The sequence below is a fragment of the Vagococcus sp. 211 genome (assembly GCF_056322705.1).
Genome location: NZ_CM150475.1, coordinates 133,574 through 148,627, shown reverse-complemented (window position 1 = coordinate 148,627; position 15,054 = coordinate 133,574). Strand labels below are relative to the sequence as shown.

At 35.6% G+C, this 15,054-nt stretch carries 15 protein-coding genes; 5 read left to right on the top strand and 10 right to left on the bottom strand.

Annotated features, from left to right (window positions below):
* Positions 1-33: 33 nt before the first annotated feature.
* The 3 genes from metG to ACVWM0_RS00800 form a co-directional block, all read right to left on the bottom strand.
* Positions 34-2,040: a methionine--tRNA ligase gene (gene metG / locus ACVWM0_RS00810; protein WP_476472756.1), complete on the bottom strand. Its 2,007-nt coding sequence runs from the start codon at positions 2,038-2,040 to the stop codon at positions 34-36.
* Between the two features lie 150 nt (positions 2,041-2,190).
* Complete coding sequence (locus ACVWM0_RS00805) at positions 2,191-2,820, bottom strand: DUF1054 family protein (protein WP_476472755.1); 630 nt, start codon at positions 2,818-2,820, stop codon at positions 2,191-2,193.
* A gap of 220 nt (positions 2,821-3,040) precedes the next feature.
* Complete coding sequence (locus ACVWM0_RS00800; protein WP_476472754.1) at positions 3,041-3,619, bottom strand: GNAT family N-acetyltransferase; 579 nt, start codon at positions 3,617-3,619, stop codon at positions 3,041-3,043.
* A 313-nt stretch (positions 3,620-3,932) separates the two neighbouring features.
* On the opposite strand from ACVWM0_RS00800, the gene ACVWM0_RS00795 reads away from it, so the two are divergent.
* The 5 genes from ACVWM0_RS00795 to ACVWM0_RS00775 all read left to right on the top strand — a co-directional run bounded on the left by ACVWM0_RS00795 (position 3,933) and on the right by ACVWM0_RS00775 (position 7,762).
* Positions 3,933-4,529: a TetR/AcrR family transcriptional regulator gene (locus ACVWM0_RS00795; RefSeq protein ID WP_476472753.1), complete on the top strand. Its 597-nt coding sequence runs from the start codon at positions 3,933-3,935 to the stop codon at positions 4,527-4,529.
* Between the two features lie 18 nt (positions 4,530-4,547).
* The gene (locus ACVWM0_RS00790) at positions 4,548-4,949 is read left to right on the top strand and encodes a DUF2871 domain-containing protein (RefSeq protein WP_476472752.1); all 402 of its coding nucleotides are present in this window, start codon (positions 4,548-4,550) and stop codon (positions 4,947-4,949) included.
* A gap of 99 nt (positions 4,950-5,048) precedes the next feature.
* Positions 5,049-6,116: an ABC transporter permease gene (locus ACVWM0_RS00785; protein WP_476472751.1), complete on the top strand. Its 1,068-nt coding sequence runs from the start codon at positions 5,049-5,051 to the stop codon at positions 6,114-6,116.
* A gap of 4 nt (positions 6,117-6,120) precedes the next feature.
* Entirely contained in the window at positions 6,121-6,813 is a 693-nt protein-coding gene (locus ACVWM0_RS00780) for an ABC transporter ATP-binding protein (RefSeq protein ID WP_476472750.1), read from the top strand.
* Between the two features lie 97 nt (positions 6,814-6,910).
* Positions 6,911-7,762: an AraC family transcriptional regulator gene (locus ACVWM0_RS00775; protein ID WP_476472749.1), complete on the top strand. Its 852-nt coding sequence runs from the start codon at positions 6,911-6,913 to the stop codon at positions 7,760-7,762.
* A 36-nt stretch (positions 7,763-7,798) separates the two neighbouring features.
* Here ACVWM0_RS00775 and ACVWM0_RS00770 read toward each other — a convergent pair whose 3' ends face one another.
* Genes ACVWM0_RS00770 through ACVWM0_RS00740 form a run of 7 tightly spaced genes read right to left on the bottom strand, consistent with a single transcriptional unit; the run spans position 7,799 to position 14,883 of the window.
* Positions 7,799-8,449, bottom strand: a complete 651-nt coding sequence (locus ACVWM0_RS00770; protein ID WP_476472748.1) for an HD domain-containing protein — start codon at positions 8,447-8,449, stop codon at positions 7,799-7,801.
* A gap of 54 nt (positions 8,450-8,503) precedes the next feature.
* The gene (locus ACVWM0_RS00765) at positions 8,504-9,364 is read right to left on the bottom strand and encodes a MurR/RpiR family transcriptional regulator (protein ID WP_476472747.1); all 861 of its coding nucleotides are present in this window, start codon (positions 9,362-9,364) and stop codon (positions 8,504-8,506) included.
* Positions 9,365-9,389: 25 nt separating this feature from the next.
* On the bottom strand, positions 9,390-10,523 hold the full coding sequence (gene anmK / locus ACVWM0_RS00760) for an anhydro-N-acetylmuramic acid kinase AnmK (protein ID WP_476472746.1): 1,134 nt from the start codon (positions 10,521-10,523) through the stop codon (positions 9,390-9,392).
* Between the two features lie 14 nt (positions 10,524-10,537).
* The gene (locus tag ACVWM0_RS00755; RefSeq protein WP_476472745.1) at positions 10,538-11,632 is read right to left on the bottom strand and encodes a DUF871 domain-containing protein; all 1,095 of its coding nucleotides are present in this window, start codon (positions 11,630-11,632) and stop codon (positions 10,538-10,540) included.
* Entirely contained in the window at positions 11,629-12,525 is an 897-nt protein-coding gene (locus tag ACVWM0_RS00750; protein WP_476472744.1) for a BadF/BadG/BcrA/BcrD ATPase family protein, read from the bottom strand. The genes ACVWM0_RS00755 and ACVWM0_RS00750 overlap by 4 nt, the downstream gene beginning before the upstream one ends.
* A 14-nt stretch (positions 12,526-12,539) precedes the next feature.
* Positions 12,540-13,421: an N-acetylmuramic acid 6-phosphate etherase gene (gene murQ / locus ACVWM0_RS00745; RefSeq protein WP_476473721.1), complete on the bottom strand. Its 882-nt coding sequence runs from the start codon at positions 13,419-13,421 to the stop codon at positions 12,540-12,542.
* A gap of 19 nt (positions 13,422-13,440) precedes the next feature.
* On the bottom strand, positions 13,441-14,883 hold the full coding sequence (locus ACVWM0_RS00740) for a glycoside hydrolase family 1 protein (protein WP_476472743.1): 1,443 nt from the start codon (positions 14,881-14,883) through the stop codon (positions 13,441-13,443).
* Positions 14,884-15,054 lie beyond the last annotated feature (171 nt).

Sequence of the window (15,054 nt, the reverse complement as noted above, 5' to 3'; positions counted from 1 at the left end):
AAAGACTAACCTCTCTCTTTCAATCGTTTTATACTAAGCAATAATTGATCCGTTTTTAGCGGCTTTTGGTGCTTCAACAACAAATAATTTCCCATCAGATTCAGCTGATAAGATCATGCCTTGGCTAATTTCGCCACGTATCTTACGTGGTTTTAGATTAGAGACAATCATTACTTTTTTACCCACTAATTCTGTTGGTTCAGGATAAAACTCTGCAATACCTGATAAAATTTGACGATGCGCCTTATCTCCAGCGTCTAAACGAAATTGTAGTAATTTATCTGCGCCTTTGACTTTACGGCAATCAATCACTTCTGCTACTTTCATTTCAACTTTATCAAAGTCTTCGTATTTCACATCTTTATCTTTACTAGACACTAACTCTGTCTCTTTTGGATCCCATGCTGTTTCCTCTTTAGAAGCTCCAGCTGTTTGGGCCATTTGATCTTTAATATACGCAACCTCTTCTTCCATGTCTAAGCGAGGGAAGATAGGTGTTCCTTTACTGATAACTTTCGTCCCTGCAGGAAACTCACCAAAACGAATATCCATCATTCGAACCGTTTCTTGTGGCAAGCCTAACTGTCTAAATATCTCTTTTGGCGTCTCTGTTAACATAGGTTGTAAAAGAATGGCTGTAATACGTAATGTTTCAGCTAAATGCACCATCACGCTATCAAGTTCAGCTTGACGCTCGTCATCTTTAGCTAATACCCAAGGTTCTGTTTCGTCAATGTATTTATTGGCACGCGAAATAAGTTTCCAAATCTCACTTAAAGCAATATTAAATTCCATTTTTTCCATGGCTTTATTATATTTACCAATCACATCTGCAGCAGTTGTCGATAATTCACTATCAAATTCTGTCACTTGGGATGCATATTTAGGCACAACACCCTCGCAGTATTTATTAATCATGGCAATGGTTCTATTTAATAAATTCCCTAAATCATTGGCTAAATCATAATTGACACGAGCGACAAAGTCTTCAGGTGTAAAGACACCGTCTGAACCAAATGGAATGGCACGCATTAAATAATAACGCAGTGCATCTAGCCCATAACGACGAACTAACATTTCTGGATAAACAACGTTTCCTTTTGATTTCGACATTTTTCCATCGTTCATGACCAACCAACCATGCGCAAAAATTTGTTTTGGTAATGGTAAATCAAGAGCCATTAACATGATTGGCCAATAGATAGTATGGAAACGGACAATCTCTTTCCCAACCATATGAACATCAGCTGGCCAATATTTTTCAAAATTCTCAGGATTATCTGTACCATAACCTAAGGCAGTAATATAGTTAGATAACGCATCAATCCACACATAAACCACGTGTTTCGGATCTGATTTAACAGGAACGCCCCATGTAAATGACGTACGACTCACAGCTAAATCTTCTAAGCCTGGTTTAATGAAGTTATTAATCATTTCATTTTTACGGGAAGCTGGCTGAATAAAATCCGGATTGTCTTCATAATGTGCCAATAATCGATCGGCATACTTACTCATACGGAAGAAATAACTTTCTTCTTTCACCAATTCTACTTCATGACCACTCGGTGCTTTACCCCCGATGACTTTACCTGTCTCATCTCTAAATACTTCAGCTAACTGATTCTCAGTAAAGTATTCTTCATCTGATACAGAATACCACCCTTCATAATCACCAAGGTAAATATCCCCTTGATCGACTAATTGTTGGAATATTTGTTGGACAACCTCTTTATGATCTGCATCTGTGGTACGGATAAATTTGGTGTAATCAATGTCTAATAATTTCCATAATTTTTTAACATCTGCAGCCATATCATCCACGTATTCTTGTGGATCAATTCCTTTTTCATTGGCTTTTTGTTCAATTTTTTGACCGTGCTCATCTAACCCTGTTAGATAAAAGACGTCAAACCCCTTCAATCTTTTATATCTTGCCATAGCGTCACATGCAATGGTTGTATATGAGCTACCAATGTGCAATTTTCCACTTGGATAATAAATGGGGGTTGTTATATAAAATGTTTTGTTATCCTCCATTTGTAAACCTCCTAATTTTATTGGAATAAGTTCTTCCCATACTTGTTAATCACGTTTCATTATAGCATATCTTTTAGCTAATTTTATCCATGAACTAAAAATAAACTACCCCGTAAATTCACGGCATAGCTTATCTTTGTTGCTTATCTTTTATTTCTCAGACAACGCGTTCTGACGAATAGCCATACTGTGTTGATAAATAGGTAAAAGGGCTAAATAAGTATCTCGCATGTACTCTTTAGCTTCGGTACCTGACAAGTGAGTGATCTCTTCTTTTGTCACTATACGACCTATTTGGAACTCCCCTTTTTTAACCTTTTCAAATCGTTCTAACACTTTAACAAGGGACGTCTCTGTCAAAGCTTCATAGGTATTCACTGTATGGTCATGATTTATCATCATGTCTTTAGGTAATCCCTCAAATAACTCTGGGTGCGCTAAAAACGACCGTGCCATCTCTTTTTCAAATTCTGGATTATCAATGAAAGACAACCACATCACCACATAATCTCCTGTAATTCCCAATTGAAAATGAGGGTACTTCTTATAGCCTCTCTTATCTCCACCCATTGCACTCCATGTAAAGTCTGGTGCATTGGCTGTCCTTCTTCTATGTTGTGCAATATGAATAGGCAGTGTTTCTCCTATTTCAGAAGATAAACATTCTACAAAATAAGTATCTAATTCTTGAAAAACAGGTTGAATCTGTTCTCTTATAGCTACCATTCTATTATCCAAACCTTCTATTGTAAACACATCAAAACTATCAGATGTAAACATTGTCGTCCTCCACTCGTATCCTGTTTGGTTTATGCGTTTCGTTTATTGTCAATAGCTGAGCTGATATAAACAAGCCCTACTAAAGCAACTAAACCTAAAACGACTATTAATAATTGATTCATTAACATTGTGTTCCCCTTCCATTAACGCAAGTTCTTCTCTTCCCTTAAGAGAAGCAATGTTAGAATCATACCCCATTTTTTTCTAATTGAAAAGTTTATTAACTTTTTTCTGAAAATATACTAAGGTATTTCTCATTTGTGATACCATACTGTTCCATCGTAATACTCACACCTTTGTGGATACTATGATTTGGTATACTCGCTTCATGCGTCATACCTATTTTTTTCATCACCTTACCTGAATTAGGATTACGACTGTCATGATACCCACACACCCTAAGTAATTCTAACTCAACAAAACTCAGTCTAAGTATTTTTTTACATCCTTCTGGAACAATACCTTGTCCCCAATAAGCTTTGTTCAAGATATAACCAATCTCTCCCACACGATTAGAAGCATCCACTCTTAAATCAATGGTTCCTATCATTTTTTGTGTTTCCTTCCATACTATTGCCCACTTACCAAGAGGCGTTGCCATAAAATAATTAGCAATGGATGTGTCTGTTTCTTCTATCGTTTGGTGGGTAGGAAACACGTACCGAGTCGTTTCTTCATCCGATCCATACTCATATAAGTCCTTCGCATCTGATAGATGCACCGGTCTAAGTTCTAGTCTTTCTGTTGTCATTTTTTCATTTCTCGCTAGAATTAGTCCTATTTCTAAGGTTTCTTTCATGAAAATCCCCCTTATTCTTGTTTTTTGCTTCTTTTTAATGAAATTCATGTTGTTTTATGGGTTATTATACACTATAATTTTATCTTGTGATGTGCATGCATCATATTTTAGGCGAGGACTGTCTCAGGACAGTCTTTTTTTGTTATTTTTCGTTTTTATTTCATGGTATGATAGTATAAAAGCGATTTCTTTATTCGTTTTATTTACATACCTTTATTTCCTATGTTATCTGTGGCCAAAAAAGATGACAAGGGTTTTATTCTATGTTATATTCTATTAGCAGTGACACTTTGTCACCAGGAGGGGTCTTATTATGCCTAAAGAAACATTTCTAAATTTACCTTCATCTAAGAAGGAAAGTATCGACCATATTTTACTCGACGTTTTCTCTGAACAACCCATGAGCCAAGTCAAAGTTTCTCAGATTGTGGATTTAATGCAAATGTCACGAGGCGCTTTTTACAAGTATTTCAAGGACTTAGAGGATGCTTATAGTTATGTCATTACAAAATATGCCATTAAAATACATCAAGATATTCTTGATTATATTAATGAAAATAGAAATGATTTTTTCTTTGGTATTGAAGAATACCTTCGTTGGTGTGGATCACTTAGCAAAACAGAAGATTATTGGAAAAGCGTCCAATTACTGACAAAAGCCGATCCTCAGTACACATTCAAACGGATCAATATTGATTATGACTCTCCTATGATGTTAGAGTGGCATAATCTATTAGATCTTAACAATCTAAACATCACAACAGATGAAGAAGCTGTTAGTTTTCTTTACTTCATTATGCAAGTGGTCATGAATGCTATGTCTGATTTCGTCGTGAATGATTGGTCTTTGGAAGATTTGATGACTGATTATCAGTATCGAATTCGTTGGTTAAAACAAGGTCTTCAATAATAAAAGGAGGAAAACACGTTGAAAAAACTTGCAAGAACAAGTATGTTCTATATGATTTTTGGTTTAATTTTTGGGGTCTTTTACCGAGAGTTTACTAAAATAATGGATTTTGAAGGAACGACTCAACTAAGCGTACTACATACTCATACATTGATTTTAGGTATGTTCTTTTTCTTAATTGTTTTACTATTAGAAAATGCGTTCCAGTTAAGTGAACAAAAACACTTCAAAAAATTCTCTATTTTTTACAATAGTGGATTAGGTATCACGTTACTCATGATGACTATTCATGGAACACTAACTGTTTTAGGAAAAGAATCATCAGCAGCTATCAGTGGTATCGCTGGATTAGGTCATATTGCGATTACCATCGGATTAGGCTTCTTCTTCCATTCATTATTGAATGCGATCAAAAAATAAAATAAGACACAATGTATTCAAAGTGACAATTTGTCACTTTGTTTTAGGCCTAAACGGTGACACTTTGTCACTAAAAGGGCACAGAAAGGAGATATTTATATGTTTTTAGCCTTAAAAGAAATGAAATATTCAAAATTACGTTACAGTTTAATTATTGGTATCATGCTTCTTCTTAGCTTTGTTGTGTTTATGTTATCAGGACTTGCTAATGGCTTAGCAACACAATTTAAACAAGTGGTGGAAGATTGGGATGCCACAGAGATTGTTCTATCGGAAGAATCAAATAAAATGCTTAGTGCTTCACAACTGACACAAAAAGAAATGGACAACGTTGTATCAAAGGACAAAGCATCAATCAACCTTTACAGTAGTGCTATCACAGTTGGTAAAGACAAAATCAATGTATCCATGTTTGGGACACAGCAAGATGCCTTCTTCATCCCAGATACAACAGAAGGTGCTACCTTTACAAAGAAAAATGAAGCAATTATCTCACAAAACTTAGCAGATGATGGTGTTAAAGTGGGTGATACCTTAACAGTTGGTAAAGATGACACTAAATTAAGCGTCGTTGGGATTTTTCCGGCGACATACTACACTATCACTCCTGTTATCTATACTACTTTAGATACTGTCGTAGAGGTTAAATACGGTGGGCAACCCTTTAAATCAGAAGAGGATTACCCAATCAATGCCATTCTAACAAACAAAAAAAGCACAGACATTAAGAGCAAAGATTTAGAGTCTATGACAACCACAGACTTCATTGAACACCTTCCTGGTTTCTCTGCCCAAAATCTAACCCTTAATGCCATGATTTACTTCTTATTCTTTATTGCAGCGGCTGTTATTGGGATTTTCATGTATGTTATTACACTACAAAAAATTTCAATTTTCGGCGTGATGAAAGTCCAAGGTATTCGCACCTCTTTCATCTCAACAAGTATTATTGCTCAATCATTTGTCGTTGGTGTCATTGGTGCAAGCTTAGCAGGTGCTTTAAGCTACGCTATTAGCTTTGTGTTACCAAAAGCAATGCCATTCGCTATTTTCCCACAACAATGGTTGTTGTATGGTATCACATTAATTTTCGTTTCCATCATTGGTGGGTTATTCTCAACCATCACTGTTACTAAAGTAGACCCAATCAATGCCATAGGAGGATAAAATCATGAGAGACATATTAGTTATGAAACAAATCGTAAAAAAATTCGGTAAAGGTCAAAATGAAATAACTGCCCTTAAAGGCGTTGATTTTACTGTAAAAAAAGGAGAGTTTGTCAGCATTATCGGTCCTTCTGGTTCTGGAAAAAGTACTTTTCTAACCATTGCTGGGGGCCTACAAACACCCACTTCTGGGGATATTAGTATTAATCAGCATGATTTCTCTGATTTACCTGAGAAAAAACGTGCCGCTCTACGTTTTGATGAAATTGGTTTTATCTTACAAAGTTCTAACTTAATTCCTTTCTTAACTGTCAAAGATCAGTTTAGATTGGTTAACAAGGTGACTAAAGATAAAATGGATGAAAGTAAATTAGATGAATTATTAACATCTCTTGGTATATTTGAGCTTAAAAATAAATACCCAAATGAAATTTCTGGGGGAGAACGCCAACGTGTCGCTATTGGCCGAGCGCTCTTCAACAATCCTAGTTTAATTCTAGCCGATGAACCGACTGCTAGTTTAGATACGGAACATGCTTACAACGTGGTTAAATTACTTGTAAAAGAAGCCCACGAAAAAGAAAAAGCAACCGTTATGGTAACCCATGACCAACGTATGATTGGTTGGAGCGACCGTGTATTCCGTATGGAAGATGGCATGTTAACAGAAGTAAAAGATTTCGAGAGAGCTGAATAGCTCTCTCTTTTTTTATAAAATATGATATAATTTGCCAAAGATTATCCAGTAACATGATAAGAAGTATTTTATATTGGAGATAAGAGGAGGTTACATCATGAAAGAACTAGCAATAATTATTGACTACATTGAGGAACATTTGTCAGATACTATTGATATGCGTCATATCGAGACACTCGCTAATATGTCCATCTTTAATTTCCAAAAAGTTTTTTCTATCCTATCTGGTATCAGTTTAGGAGAATACATTAGAAAGAGACGTTTGTCTCATTCTTGGTACGATTTGAAAGAAACGAAAACAAAAATTATTGATATCGCTTTCAAATACAACTATCAATCATCTGAAGCTTATAGTCGAGCCTTTCAACAACTTTTTCATGTGTCACCCTCTTATGCGCGAAAGGAAATAGAGCAATTAACTCTCTATCCCCGATTAAGGATTCGTGTCGACATACAAGGAGGAGATCTTATGGAATATCACATTGTAACAAAACCAGCTTTTTTAGTCACAGGAACGAGAGAATCTTATCTCAATTTAGAGGAAGGACAACGTAAGATTCCAACGTTTTGGGATAGATTTAATGCCTATGATTTATTTCACCAAGTCGTAGCTGAAAAAGATGCTTCTGGTCCTAATCATGTATTAGGTATCTGTTTACCTGGCCTAAATCAAGCCTATGATTATTTCATTGGTGTACAAACTGCTACAAAAACAGCTAATAAAGACCTTGAAACGATTACTTTACCAAAAACAAAATGGGCTGTTTTCCAGGCTCGTGGCCCCGTCCCTGATGCTATTAGACAAACTTACCAAGATATCTACGGCGTGTTTTTCCAAAGCACTCATTATGAACCTAGCGAGGGACCTGATTTTGAATCTTATCCCCTTGATTTGGATCCTTTCTCAGCTAATCACATCACAGAAATTTGGCTACCACTAAAAAATTAAAACAGTCAGAAGAATGGCATTCTTCTGACTGTTTTACTATTCTTCCCATTCTTTTTTGAATTGCGTCACAAAATCTACCATTACTTGATGCCTTATGTCAGCTTCTTTTTTTCCAGCCTCCGTTTGAAATAACTCTTTCAGCTTAAACAGCTTTTCATCAAAATGATTGAGAACCGTTTCATTTTGACGATAATCTGATTTAGTCATCGCCTTTCTCGGCACTACTGTTGGGTCATACATTTTATGCCCTTTATTTCCCCCATAATAAAAGGTTCTAGCAATGCCGATTGCCCCTATAGCATCCAATCGGTCTGCATCTTGAACAATTTTGGCCTCCACTGTTAATTCAATAGGGTCATTTTCTAATTGAGCACTAAAGGACACGTGATCTATAATAAATAAAATAGTCTCAATAATTCTTTCCTCTACACCTATTAAAACTAAAAAGCTAATTAAATCCTGTTTCGCTTTTTCTACATCAGACACCAGTTTATCATCCAGAACATCATGAAGATAGGCGCTACTCTCTATTAAGAATAGGCTACCTCCCTCTTTCTCTTGTAATTTCTTTGCATTACGAACCACACGCTCAATATGAGTCATGTCATGCCCTGTTGTATCTTGTCCTAGAACATTTTCTGCATAGCGTCGAATCGCTCTTAATTGTTGCTCTTCATTTTTTGTCATCTATTCACACCCTCTATGTTCTATTCTACAGAGAAAAAGAGACAAGCATAAACCTTAACTCGTTCTACGTTTATACGTGTCTACAGACTTCCTAGATATTAAAATATTTTCCATGTTCTCATCATAGCTTTGTAAGACATAGGCATGAAATAATAAATCAATTAAAATAAATTGAGCCATCAATGAACTTGTTGCTGCACTACGTAGCTCCGCTTCTTTTGATTTAACAGTTTGGAGTGAAACATCTACTTTTTTGCTTAAAGAATTAGAGCCAAACTGTGTAATACCTATCGTTACGAGCCCATGTTCCTGAGCGATTTGATTCAATGTTAATACCTCAGCTGTTTCTCCAGAATTAGAAATACCTATAAATACTGAGCTTTTAGGCGCAGAAGTTAAACTAGATATTAAAATATGAACATCGGCTATACAAATACACACTTTACCAATTCGATTCCATTTTTGAGCAATATTTTCTGCAACCAAATAAGATGAGCCAATACCATAAACATAAATAAAAGGAGAATCAATAATCAGGTCAATAATATTAGATAACATGTCATCATCTACAAGTTCAATCGTTTCCCTCATAGATTGGTAGGCATTACCTAATAGCTTGGTTTTAACGTCACCTAATTTTTCATCTGGTGAAATATCTGAATAGTTCATAGCCACCGGAGCATCTTTCTCAGCCGATAACATCAACTTTAACTCTGGAAAGCTTGGTATACCAATGGACTTACAAAAGCGAATGACTGAGGCAGGACTAGTATTCGAGGCTTTCGCTAATTCACTAGCTGTCATTTTAATCACTGCTTCTGGTTCGTCCATGACCAACTGTGCTATTTTTCGTTCTGATCGAGTTAAATCATCAAATATACTACTAACTCGATGATGCACAAGTTTACTCTTCATAATGATATACCTCCTGTTGTTTCTTCTAATAATAAGTTATTTTACCCATTATAACATCTCGTTGTGCTCCTGTGGCACTTGGGACATTACTTGGTAAATGATTCATTGTTCGATGGCCCAAAACTACCATAGCAACCGCTTCTTTAGCGTCTGACGACAGCCCTATATCTTCCTGAATCATCACCTTCATTAATGGCAGTTCATTCTTAATCAATCTTACTAATTCAGAATTGTAACTTCCACCTCCACCAACAATAAGCTCTGTTCCTATCTGATTATACTCATTCAATGATATACCTATTGCTTTTGCTGTAAATACCGTGGCAGTTTTTATCCAATCATTTGCTGCTATATCAGGGTAATTTTCAAGTAATTCCAAAACGTAGTGTTTACCAAAATCTTCTCTTCCTGTGCTCTTCGGTCTTGATTTTTTGATAAACGGATGCATCAACATACGATTTAATATAGTTTCATTGACACAACCTGCCTTAGCGTACAGACCATCCTCATCATACTCTTGATTGTAAAAATGACGACATAATTCATCAATTATCATATTACCAGGACCAGTATCAAATGCTAACACATCATGTAGTTCTGCATGTTTGGGGATAATCGTTGCATTGGAAATCCCTCCGATATTTTGTAGAATTCTAAGTTTGTTTTCTTCTCTATATAGCACATACTCCGAATAAGGTACAATGGGCGCTCCTTGACCTCCAACAGCCATATCTCTATACCTAAAATCTGATACAACATTTGTTTTAACAACTTCAGAAATAACACTTGATTCTCCTATTTGTAGGGTTGAAGCGTACATATCTGATGTTTTAATAGGATTATGATAGATGGTTTGTCCATGAGAAGATACAAACCATACATCCTGAGATAATAAGTCATTTTTATGACATAGTTTAATCACGGCCTCACCAAACAAATATCCTAATTCGATATTCAAACTACAAATGAGTGCCACGTCTGAAGTCTCAGCTGCTAAAGAAGCCATAATTCTTTTTTTTGTATCTTCTTCAAAGGAATAGCTATCAAAATCGACTAGTTCATAAGTTGCTTGATTAGAATCTCTATCGCTTATTTTCACTATAGCGACATCAATACCATCTAGAGATGTTCCTGACATGATACCAATCCCATATACCATCTAACTGACCTCCCTTATTTTACTACCTCATTAAAGGTAAATTTCTGCCACGGTTTGATATAAGGTAACAATACTTGATCTTCTTTAGTAACTGATCCAACAACATTCGTCTTACCTGAGTTCTCCATAGGTAGTAACGCTAACTGTAGTTCACCTGCATAATGAGCGTATAAGGATGTTTCTATAATAATATCCCCTTTATTTATGTTGTCAATATTAAACGGTTTGAAATGATGGCCTTTATATTTGACTCTACTCTGGGTTGATCTAACTACATAATCTGATACGTCTCCTCTATTAAAATGAAACTCTTCTAAAACAATTTTCCTTTCTAGCTCAGGCGTATCTTCTCGGAGCGTGCAATCTAAAGTCAATTTGTATGGATCAATATTACTTAAATCTCTCAACTCCTCTTCAGAAGCAAATGAATTAGCTATGATTACATCATCAATTAAATCTGTAGCCCACAAGTGTTTCGCTTGTGTTGTGATCGGCCAATTACGATGCATCTCTAATGTACATAATCCTTCTTCTACTGGCCATGGACCAATTGTCGCCGTTGGTGAATTGACAAAAGCAGCCGTTCTAATCCCATGGTCCTTATAAATTTGAGTTGTTCTTATAAAATGATCATAACTTAACCCGGTATAACGATGAGGATAAAAATTGTGGCATCCCATTAACTTACTATCGTTGGCTTGATAACTTAAAATATTTTCCAAATAGCGGGTACCTGAGCTAATATTTAGTTCAATATCTAAATCCTGTGGGTTAAAAGTCATCATTGATTCTTCATTGCCCGTGAAACCCATGTCTAATCGAATCCCATCAGCTCCTATGTTTTTAAAAAAAGATAAGTCATTATAACCAATAGATAAGTCTCCAAAGACTTTTGGACTCACATCCGCAATAACTTCCATTCCTAATTCTTTAGCATAAAAAATAGTTTCCGAAAAGTCCGCTACTATTTTTTCTATATCCTCTTTATCTACAGACAACAAACAAGTAAATACTCTTGTGAAACCATATTTCGCAGCTAAATCCATATAAGCCTTTATTTCTTTGACAGAACTATGGTTTGGGTAAACAGATATTCCTAATTTTCTCATGATAGTTGTTCCCTTCTATATAAATAGTATGCACCTTTAGTACAAGATTCTTCTTTTTTTATCAGCTTGACTACATGTTTTCTCTCTTCAAGATACTTTGTTATCACACTTAGTATTTGATTATTTTTTTCCACGACACTGCCGTTCAATCCAATTAACTGTACCGATTCATTTTTTGGTAATCTGTTAATCATTCTGTCGAGTAAACAACCTAAAGAAATACCCACTCGATTGATTATGTCTTTTGCTAGCTGGTCTTTCTCTGCTCTTTCAGCAATAACGACAGCGACAGCAGCAATCTCCCCTTTATCTAATTGATACACTTTTTTTGTTAACATCAAAGCATTGTGAACTTCAAAAAAGGCTAAGATACTTTCGGATAAACTACTATATTCCAAACCAGAATCTTCTTCTAATAATACCTGTTGAATTCCTTGCTTAGCTATATCAAAAGCGCTACCTTGATCACCAAGCAAATGTCCCCAACCTCCAACACGATAAAATTGATTTTCTCGCAATCCTAGTACAACGGACCCTGTTCCAGCAGTTAATGTCATACCCTCACAGCCTTTTAAGATAGAATAATGAGCTAGTTGCCCATCATTTAATAACGTTATCGGGGACTTTATATCTGATAAATCACTGGTGATACTTTCCCTCAAGCCTCCACTATCAATTCCTGCTATTCCTATCGTCATCCTTAGACAAGTATCGCTCTTCAACTGATTTACAACACTAAAAATAGCTTTTTTAATATTTTGTAGTCCCTTATCATAATCTACTACCACATTGCCCACTCCTGCAGTATTCGAGACCAGTAAATTACCGAATGTATCATAAGCTGCAGCTTCTGTTTTAGTTCCCCCACAATCAACACCAATTATGTACTCCATCAGCTCACATCCTTTCATTCCATGTCTTGTACCGCGTTACGGATAAAGCCTTTGTGATTCTCTAGTAATATCTGTCCTTCCTCTTTGGAAGTATTTGTTAGAATTCTTAAAATAGCTAATTTTACATGTTGATTCGAATCTTCAAAATAAAAACTGGCTTCTTCTCTAGTAACTCCTGTCGCTTCCATAATTATATTTTTTCCTCGTTCTACCAATTTTTCATTAGTTGGTTTGACATCTACCATTAAGTTACCATAAACTTTTCCTAAATGAATCATACTAATAGTAGATATCATATTTAAAATTAATTTCTGCATCGTACCAGCCTTTAATCGAGTCGAGCCCGTTAAAACTTCAGGTCCTGCTGACACTTCAATAGGGAATGTAGCATATTGACTCATCTCTGCCTGCTCATTACATGAAATCGACGCTGTAGTAGCTCCTATTTTGTTAGCATATTGTAAGCCCCCAATAACATAAGGCGTTCTACCACTTGCACTAATACCGATAACAATGTCTTTATTGGTTAATTGACGTTCTTTGAAATCTCTTTCTGCTAACGTTAAAGAATCTTCTGCCCCCTCAACAGCAACAGTCATCGCTGACTCACCACCTGCAATAATCCCTTGTACTAATTCAGGCTCTGTACTAAATGTAGGAACACACTCTGCTGCATCTAAAATCCCCAAGCGGCCACTCGTCCCAGCACCAAAATAAAATAACCGACCTCCTTCTTTTAAACTTACTACCACTTGTTCTATCACAGATGTGATTTGATCTGCTTTCGCATGAATAGCATCAACAGCCTTATAATCTTCCTCATTCATTTTTTTTACAGTATCTGCAATACTTAATTGATCTAAATTAGCTGTTTCCTGATTACGCTGTTCTGTCATTAAATGTTCTAACACACCTTCACCCTCTATTCTTTTTTTCTTTTTCTATGTAACATTTATACCAATCAAAGCTGTCTTTTTTATATCTTTGGTATGTCCCATGCCCTTCACTATCCGCCTCTACATAGATCACACCATAACGTTTTTCCATTTCGCAACTTCCTGCAGAAACAATATCAATAATTCCCCAGGCAATATAAGCTCTAATATCTACACCTTCCTGCTCGGCTTTTAGTATTTCTTTAAAATGCTGATCAAAGTAAGAAATACGATAAGGGTCATGGATAGAGCCATCTTTTTCTAATGTATCTTTGGCTCCTAAACCATTTTCTGAAATAACGACAGGTTTTTGATAGCGATCGTAGACTTTATGCAGTGTAGTTCGTAAGCCAATAGGATCAATTTGCCATCCCCATTCACTAGCTTTTAAATAAGGATTTTTAGTCGTTACTACTAAATTACCTGCTGTTTGTTGCTCTGCTTCATCTACCGTACTAATACTAGATGAATAATAAGAAAATGAAACAAAATCACAAGTATAATCTTTTAATAATAATAATTCATCTTCGGTTGCATCTAATTGAACATCATGCTCTTCAAAAAATGGTGTCATATAATAAGGATAGTAACCTTTTGATAGGACATCCATACAAAACCATTGATTTACTTGCTCATCTTGCACCATCTTCAAATTATCTTCTGGTTTTGGTGTTAGTGGATAATAACAAAAACATGAAATCATTGAACCAAATACGCCCTTAACACCTATTGAGCGTCCATATTTTATTGCCTTAGCACTTGCAACAAACTGATGATGTAAGCTTTGAAATACATCTTGGAAATCATAAGCATCCGCAACATCACTTTTAACTAACCCTACACCATTATATGGACTAAAGTAACCAGCATTGATTTCATTAAAGGGCAACCAATAGTCAACAAACTTGCCCCAACGTGTTAAAACAAACTTTGCAAATCTCTCATATAATTTTATCGTTTCTTTATTCTTCCATCCGTCATAAGTCTCAACGATATTTAATGGTACTGCGTAATGATTCATCGTCACAAAAATACGAATACTCTTTTCTCGTAATCGGTTTATAACCTCGTCGTAGTAAGCAACACCTCTGGCATTAGGTTCTAATTCGTCTCCATTCGGAAATAATCGAGACCAACTAATAGAAAATCTATACACATCTAAGCCTAATTCTGACAGCAATTCAATGTCCTCTTCTACATGATCGATACCTGCTGTTCCTGATCTAAAGGGATAGAACAAATCGGTCGTGCCAGCCTTAGCTTGTTCAATCACTTTTTGCGTTAGCAAACGCGTTTCAGTTGTTGCTTGACTTGTTCTCGGTAAATACGGACGACAATCTTGTGTATCCATACCTTTTTCACCATCAAAACCACCTTCATATTGACTCGAAGAGGTTGCACCTCCCCATAATATATAACTCATTATTATCATTACCTACCTTTCAACTTCTTTCCCTTTAATATTATCATTTTTGAAATAATATTTCAATTTATTTTAAAAATTCAAGAAATATTGAAATCGTTATTGAAATATTGTTACACAATAACAAATAAAAAGTTGAAAAAAACTTTTTATGGTGTATACTTATAATAA

What these genes read in the sequence shown, in the direction of transcription:
- ACVWM0_RS00755 (WP_476472745.1), bottom strand. Translation starts at nt 11,632, where the DNA reads ATGAGAAAATTAGGAATATCTGTTTACCCAAACCATAGTTCTGTCAAA.
- ACVWM0_RS00785 (WP_476472751.1), top strand. Translation starts at nt 5,049, where the DNA reads ATGTTTTTAGCCTTAAAAGAAATGAAATATTCAAAATTACGTTACAGT.
- ACVWM0_RS00795 (WP_476472753.1), top strand. Translation starts at nt 3,933, where the DNA reads ATGCCTAAAGAAACATTTCTAAATTTACCTTCATCTAAGAAGGAAAGT.
- ACVWM0_RS00775 (WP_476472749.1), top strand. Translation starts at nt 6,911, where the DNA reads ATGAAAGAACTAGCAATAATTATTGACTACATTGAGGAACATTTGTCA.
- ACVWM0_RS00805 (WP_476472755.1), bottom strand. Translation starts at nt 2,820, where the DNA reads ATGTTTACATCTGATAGTTTTGATGTGTTTACAATAGAAGGTTTGGAT.
- ACVWM0_RS00800 (WP_476472754.1), bottom strand. Translation starts at nt 3,619, where the DNA reads ATGAAAGAAACCTTAGAAATAGGACTAATTCTAGCGAGAAATGAAAAA.
- ACVWM0_RS00740 (WP_476472743.1), bottom strand. Translation starts at nt 14,883, where the DNA reads ATGAGTTATATATTATGGGGAGGTGCAACCTCTTCGAGTCAATATGAA.
- ACVWM0_RS00780 (WP_476472750.1), top strand. Translation starts at nt 6,121, where the DNA reads ATGAGAGACATATTAGTTATGAAACAAATCGTAAAAAAATTCGGTAAA.
- metG (WP_476472756.1), bottom strand. Translation starts at nt 2,040, where the DNA reads ATGGAGGATAACAAAACATTTTATATAACAACCCCCATTTATTATCCA.
- ACVWM0_RS00765 (WP_476472747.1), bottom strand. Translation starts at nt 9,364, where the DNA reads ATGAAGAGTAAACTTGTGCATCATCGAGTTAGTAGTATATTTGATGAT.
- ACVWM0_RS00750 (WP_476472744.1), bottom strand. Translation starts at nt 12,525, where the DNA reads ATGGAGTACATAATTGGTGTTGATTGTGGGGGAACTAAAACAGAAGCT.
- murQ (WP_476473721.1), bottom strand. Translation starts at nt 13,421, where the DNA reads ATGACAGAACAGCGTAATCAGGAAACAGCTAATTTAGATCAATTAAGT.
- ACVWM0_RS00770 (WP_476472748.1), bottom strand. Translation starts at nt 8,449, where the DNA reads ATGACAAAAAATGAAGAGCAACAATTAAGAGCGATTCGACGCTATGCA.
- anmK (WP_476472746.1), bottom strand. Translation starts at nt 10,523, where the DNA reads ATGGTATATGGGATTGGTATCATGTCAGGAACATCTCTAGATGGTATT.